A 5,786-nucleotide genomic window follows, 5' to 3' on the forward strand; every position below is an offset into this window, starting at 1 on the left:
ATTCCTTGTCCTAGGAAGTTTCCAAGTCCAAGTATAATCATAAGTGGTACTGATAACATTAGGAATAATGAGAAGTGCTTAATCTTACCAATCTTACTTATAATTTTTGGAGATAGAATAACAAATACCATCATTCCAAAACTCTTAAGTGCGATTAGTGTTGATGTTGTCCCTCTACTTATATGTAGTACTCTATTTAAGTATACAGGTAAGTGTGGAGAAACAAGATTTGAATCAATCTCAAGTAATGCTATGAATATTATCCATACAATTATATATTTAGTTTTAAATATTTTAAGTTCTGATTTATCTTTTGGAATAAGTCTGTCAGTTCCTAGTGCGTTGTTTCTATAATCTGCCTTAGTTTCCTTTATGAATACTAAAAGTATAAGTAAAAGTACTGATAATGCAATACAAATCCAAATTACAAATTTATAAGATTGAACATAATCTGCAAGTTGAATATGATTCATTTTACTTACATGTTTAGTTAAATCATTAGCTTGATCATATGAAATTCCAAGCATACTTTTAAATTTTAAAACAAGTATTTTTCCATCAAAAAATGATGCAATAGTTTCACCAGCAACATTTAAGAAAATTGCTTTAGCAAAAACTGAAATTCTATTTTCTTTGTTAGTATAAGCCATTAAAACAAGTGGTATAACAACAACAAATGCTTTGTGTGATAGCTCTATAAAGATAAAGTATATAGTTCCAAGAACTATATTATGTGTATTCATAATACCAATCGTACTAATTATAAGTAGGGCTGTTATTATAAATACAACTTTTTTATATCCGATATATCTTACAGCAATAATAGCAAGGACAAGTAGTAACATAGATATTCCTATGAATATCGTAAGACTTTTTGAAATATCAGGAAGCTCAAGATGGATATAACTCATAAGTATATCACTATTAAGTCCTTTTATAAGTCCCATTATTGTATATATTATAATAAACAAAATTAAATTTTTAAATATTCGACCGTTAATAAAATTTTCTCTTTTAAACAAGGAGTTCACCACTTTCTTTTTAATCTCTTATTTATAGTACACTAAATGAGAATCATTTACAAGAGAAAATTAATATTAAATAAAAATGATTAATAAAAGAAAATAGATATTAAAAGAAAATAATTATCAAATTATGGAATACATATAGAAAAAAATGGATCAGTATAACATTTAGTTAATGTTATACTGATCCATTTTTATTTTTATCTATGATATTTTTTATCCATATAGAAGTATATAGGGAATCCTATTAAAGTTATAACAACACCAGAAAGTGCAATTATACTTGATTGAAGTCCTGACATAAATAATTGATTTACAACAACAAATAATCCACCAAGAAGTGCAATTATAGGGATAACAGGGTATCCAATAACTTTATATGGTCTATGCAAGTCAGGTCTTGTTTTTCTAAGTTTGAAGACACCGATAAATATAAGCATATAAAATATCCAAATAGTGAAAATTGTAAGATTACTAAGTAAATTAAATTTTCCACTAAGTGCATATAAAATTCCAAGTATTGAAATAAGCCATGTAGCATTTGCAGGTACATTAGCTTTATTAAGTTTTGAGAAGAACCCACTAAATGGTAAATATCCAGTTTTGGCAAGTGCGAATGGTACTCTAGGAGCAGTTAAAGTGTAACTATTAAGAGTTCCAAATATTGATACTAAAATACCGATATCAATTAATTTTCCACCAGCATTTCCAAATAGTTTTTGTGCAACTAAAGAAGCTGGAGTTGCACTAGATGCAATTTCATTAGCTGGTATAACCATTATAAATGCTACGTTAATAGCTATGTATACTGCCATTACTATCATTAAACCACCAATTATAGCTCTAGGTAAATCTTTACTTGGGTTTTTCATTTCTCCAGCAATATTACCTACATAAATCCAACCGTCATAAGCAAATAATGCTGCTACAAGAATCTGTCCAAGAACAGATGTAAAACTTAAATGTGGACCAATCATTGGTGTAAATAAGTTCTGTGTTCTTTCATGTTTAAAGAATCCTACAACAATAATAAGAATTATTGGAATTAATTTTCCGATTGTAGAAACAATTTGTACAATTCCACTAGTTTTAGAGCCGATTAAATTTAGAAGTACTAAAAAGAGAATTATACCAACCGCTATTGGTATTTTAAGCTCTGGCATACCAAGGATTTGACATGCTTGTTCTGAAAATAATATTGCTAGTGCTGCAATAACAGCAGGGAAATATAAAATTGTTTGCATCCATGCTGTTAGATATGATAATTTTTTCCCGTAGATTTCTCTCATATAAATCATCATTCCACCTGTTTCAGGGAAAGCAGCAGAAATTTCTGTAGCTGTAAGTCCGGCTGCGATAGTTATTATTCCACCAAGTACCCAAGCCAGAATACCAAGTCCAGGTGCTCCACCAGTTGCACTGAAAATAGCCTGTGGTTTGAAGAATACCCCAGAACCAATTACAAGTCCAATAACAGTCGATAATGCAGCCCAAAAGTTTACTGTTTTCTTTAGTTCATTATTACTCATTAAAGTTCCTCCTTTGTTTTAAAAAGCCCCTACAAGAAATATTGAAATTCTATGCTAAGGCTCTTTATTATATTGTTTTATTGATTTAATATATAAAATCAAATAATTTATAACATTTAATATAATTATCTTTTCCATAATTAAAGTATATTATTTTGTATAATCTTACTAAGAAAACTATGTTTTTAAATAATGACTTTCTTTAAAAAAGTATAAAAAAATACCCTCATCCTTAAAAGGACGAAAGTTCGCGGTACCACCTTTTTTCCCTCATAAATAAGGGCTCTCTATAATAACGATAGAATTACCGTCTTTAGTTACTTAGGTTCACTAAAGAAACTCAAAAGCTACTTTCAAGATATCAAACATAAAAATCTTACAGCCGATGGATTTTCTCTCTTAAATGTTCTTCCTATCTTTACTCCTCTTTATCAAAGTTTGTAAATATTTAATTATATTTAATATAATACTATTGCTTATTCAAAAGTGTCAACAACTTCAATAATGAAAATATGGAATTAATTACTATAATTTCAATAGTAGGAAATTATATAAAAGCATAAAAATAAGCAGTTATAGTAATTTCTTTTTATAGGTAGAACAAGCATAAATTTATATTTCTAATTATCTCATAAATTATTCAAATATAATTTACAAAGATATGAATTATATATATTAAAAAATTCTTTTTACTGAAATAGTTATAAACTCACTAAAAGAGTTCACAGATTGTGTTTGATTTTGTATAATTTAAGGTAGCGAACAAATGAAAAAATAGGAGGACGATATATGAAGGTATCATTTACTAGGATAGTTTCACTTATTGCAATTATAATAATAAGTGTAGGATATGCTCTATATTTAGGTTTAACAATAGAAGAAAAAGTAATAGCTAGTTTAGTATTAGCAAGTATACCACTAATAACACTTGCTATACTTTTCATGGATAGGGGAACAGCTAGAAAAGTATGGTTAATAGTATTGATGGTATTTACAATTTTAATGATTATTATAGCATTAACAGTAATTGGATTTACAGGTACGTTTAATCAAGTACAAGGAGCATTCAGCTTTAAGGCACTTGGGATGATAGGGCTTGTTTTTAGTTTATTTGTTATAGCATATATATATTTAGGATATATACAGTTCAGAGAAATAAAAAGTAAATTTTATGGGAAAAGAAGAAATCTATTTAGTTAAATAGATTTCTTCTCTTTTTTATATAGAATATAATAAAAAACCAGCTAGAAAAATTATTTCTAGCTGGTTAATTTTATATGGAATAATTATATTTAAAGAATTAAAGTTCTACTAATTAAAGAGTAGCAAGGTCTGCTGATGGTCCAAACATTTCGTAGTTTATTTCATCATCAGAAACATTCATACCTTTTAATGTATTGAATACGTGCTTCATGAAACCAAGAGGTCCACAGAAGTAGAATTCTCCATTTTTAGGAAGGTTAGACTCTAACCATTCTTTTGTAGCAAATCCTTCAACATCATAATCTACACCCATTTTATCTGAATCTAATGGATTACTGTAGAATACAGCTGTTTTTAGGTTTGAGTTGTTTTTAGCAACTTCTGCTAATTCATTTTTAAATGTATGAGCTGTTGAGTTAAGAACAGCTTGTACAAATATTACTTCTCTTTTTTCTTCAAGAGCTTTGTAAAGCATAGACATAACTGGAGTTATACCAATTCCACCACTTAATAATACTAATGGTTTCTTAGTATCTTCTTTTAAGAAGAACTCTCCAAGTGGGCTTGTAGCTTTTATAACATCTCCAACATTTACATTATCATGCATATATCTTGAGATTTTTCCTTGATCTTCTTTTTTGATACTTAATCTATAGAAATCTGAACCAGGTTTCATTGATAAGCTATACTGTCTAACTTCTTCAACATCAGTACCTTCTCTAACAGGCATGATTGATAAGAATTGACCAGCTTTATGAGTTCTAACTTTAGCTCCATTTATTGGCTTTAAGTAGAATGAAGTTACAACATCATTTTCTTGTTCTTTCTTGAATACTTCAAACTCTTTGTAATCGAATGGGTTTGAATCATCATCACCAAAGTATCTTTCAAGTAATCCAGCAAAAGCTTTTCCATGTCTAGCTTCATCTTTACACATTTCATGAACAGTATCATGTATTGCATCTAAGTTTAATTCTTTAGCAAGTTTAGCAAGGTCTAATTTACCTTGACAAGCTCCATGCTCAGCATTAACTCTAGCTTGTAAGTTAGCTTTAGTATCAGCTTCAACCACTTCTCCAAGCATTTCTGCAAATTTAGCAGCATGTTCAGCTTCTTCAAAAGCAATTCTTGTATATGATCTAGCAACTTCAGGAAGTCCTTCTCTATCAGCTTGTCTAGCCATAGCTAAGTACATTCCAACTTCAGTACATTCACCCATGAAATTAGCTTGAAGTCCTTCAATTATTCTTTGATCAGTTCCTTTAGCAACTCCGATTCTATGTTCATCAGCAAATACTAAATCATCTGATTGCTCCATAAATTTATCAGATCCAACTTTACATATAGGACAGATTTCAGGAACCTTTTCTCCTTCATATATATATCCACAAACAGTACAAACAAATTTTTTCATAACAAAATCTCCTAACTTTAATTTTATTTCAATTTGATTGAGAGTAACATTTCCTCAATCATTAACTTGTTATTATTATATAATAATAATTATTACTTGTAAAGAGTTATTATATAATAAATAAAAAATATAGTAATTAAAATCTTATATAAGTCTTTTAAATTTCTACATTATATATAGTATTCAAATATTTAAAAATTGATAATGATAGTTAAATTTAAAAGTTAGATACTAGAAATTTTCTGTTTTGTTACTTAATTTTGATGTTTTTAAAATTTAATCATAACTATATTGTAAGTGAGAGAAGAGGAAATAAAATATAAAAACATTTAAAATGAGATTAGTTAAATATAAGATTATATGTTAATGAAGAAATATTTATTTAAAAATGAAGTGAATATATTTAGATTTAAATTAGCTTATATATAGATACTATTAGAAGTATGGTGTTTTAGAGTGAAAATATTTTAATATAAGGAGGTAGTATGAAAACTTTAATTGCAATGATTGTTGGGGGACTTATAGTTTTAGGATTGTTTTTAGGCGTTATATCAAGTAATAATTTTGTGTTAAATAGTGAAACTTTACTTAAAAGTCCTAAAATTAATGTTCAGA

At 27.8% G+C, this 5,786-nt stretch carries 4 protein-coding genes, 2 pseudogenes and 1 other annotated feature; of the genes and pseudogenes, 1 reads left to right on the forward strand and 5 read right to left on the reverse strand.

The window, feature by feature from the left end:
* Both Q0V15_RS11280 and Q0V15_RS11285 read right to left on the reverse strand, forming a co-directional pair.
* Positions 1 to 971, reverse strand: a 971-nt coding sequence (locus Q0V15_RS11280; protein ID WP_297439058.1) for an MFS transporter, incomplete at its 3' end; no start/stop codon positions are given.
* Between the two features lie 254 nt (positions 972 to 1,225).
* Positions 1,226 to 2,554: an APC family permease gene (locus tag Q0V15_RS11285; protein WP_297439060.1), complete on the reverse strand. Its 1,329-nt coding sequence runs from the start codon at positions 2,552 to 2,554 to the stop codon at positions 1,226 to 1,228.
* A gap of 233 nt (positions 2,555 to 2,787) precedes the next feature.
* Positions 2,788 to 2,998, reverse strand: a binding site (T-box leader).
* Between the two features lie 345 nt (positions 2,999 to 3,343).
* Between Q0V15_RS11285 and Q0V15_RS11290 the strand changes: the two genes are divergently transcribed.
* Positions 3,344 to 3,754, forward strand: a complete 411-nt coding sequence (locus Q0V15_RS11290) for a hypothetical protein (RefSeq protein WP_297439062.1) — start codon at positions 3,344 to 3,346, stop codon at positions 3,752 to 3,754.
* A gap of 115 nt (positions 3,755 to 3,869) precedes the next feature.
* On the opposite strand, the gene Q0V15_RS11295 is transcribed toward Q0V15_RS11290, so the two are convergent.
* The 3 genes and pseudogenes from Q0V15_RS11295 to Q0V15_RS11305 form a co-directional block, all read right to left on the reverse strand.
* The gene (locus Q0V15_RS11295; RefSeq protein WP_297439064.1) at positions 3,870 to 4,334 is read right to left on the reverse strand and encodes a hypothetical protein; all 465 of its coding nucleotides are present in this window, start codon (positions 4,332 to 4,334) and stop codon (positions 3,870 to 3,872) included.
* Positions 4,317 to 4,583 (reverse strand): annotated as a pseudogene (locus Q0V15_RS11300) (FAD-binding oxidoreductase); the annotation flags it as partial. The pseudogene Q0V15_RS11300 and the gene Q0V15_RS11295, both read right to left, overlap by 18 nt.
* Before the next feature lie 51 nt (positions 4,584 to 4,634).
* A pseudogene (locus Q0V15_RS11305) lies at positions 4,635 to 5,171 on the reverse strand (NADH peroxidase); the annotation flags it as partial.
* Positions 5,172 to 5,786 lie beyond the last annotated feature (615 nt).

This window comes from uncultured Clostridium sp. (assembly GCF_947036855.1).
Taxonomy (GTDB): Bacteria; Bacillota; Clostridia; order Clostridiales; family Clostridiaceae; genus Sarcina.

What these genes read in the sequence shown, in the direction of transcription:
- Q0V15_RS11285 (WP_297439060.1), bottom strand. Translation starts at nt 2,554, where the DNA reads ATGAGTAATAATGAACTAAAGAAAACAGTAAACTTTTGGGCTGCATTA.
- Q0V15_RS11290 (WP_297439062.1), top strand. Translation starts at nt 3,344, where the DNA reads ATGAAGGTATCATTTACTAGGATAGTTTCACTTATTGCAATTATAATA.